At 34.3% G+C, this 711-nt stretch carries 1 protein-coding gene; it reads left to right on the top strand.

Translation table 11 applies throughout. The features are described 5' to 3' along the window. Nucleotides 1–154 precede the first annotated feature (154 nt). A partial coding sequence (locus tag AC1DQW_RS27855; protein ID WP_477457050.1) for a ThiF family adenylyltransferase occupies nt 155–711 on the top strand: 557 nt, incomplete at its 3' end.

Here is a 711-nt window from a genome sequence, read left to right as displayed (position 1 = left end):
GATTTATCTCAAACTATAGCATCAGCCCAAAAGAATTTTCTGGAAAGGAAAGTGGAAAGAAAAGAACCGGAGTTTTTTTAAATTTTATTTTATTTGTTTTTAAAGGTTAACTAATTCCTGTCTACTTCGTATAGATGGTTAATAATCTTAACTTATGGATAATATACCAGATTTTCTTGCAAGCTTTAAAAAAACAAAAAACATTCACAAGCCAATCATACTCAGGTTAGATAACCAGGCTGATAAAGCAACTTTTAAAAAGCTATTTGAGGATTCAAAAATAACATTTGTTTATGATGAAATTTATGGGCAGTTACAAGAGCTGATTAAGTGTTATAACCCATCTGTTAAAATTAAGCAGGACGAATACCCCAAACTTATTGATAAACATTTAGCCGGGAAAGATATCGGGGAATATGGCGTATGGGTTTATTATCCATGGAATCAGCGTTTGGTGCATTTGTTGGATAAGGAAGAGTTTATTGAAGTGCGTACAAATAGAAACCAATATAAAATAACCAAAGCTGAGCGGGATATACTAAGTACCAAGAGGATTGGAATTATTGGGCTTTCTGTGGGGCAATCCATTGCTTTAACATTAGCAATGGAACGTGGGTTTGGTGAGTTGCGACTTGCTGATTTTGATGAATTAGAGTTGAGTAATTTAAATCGGATTCGTGCCGGGGTGCATAATTTAGGGGTTCCTAAAGT

It is taken from the genome of Mucilaginibacter sp. P5_A4 (genome assembly GCF_056400605.1).
This window is presented reverse-complemented; position numbering and strand designations above follow the sequence as displayed.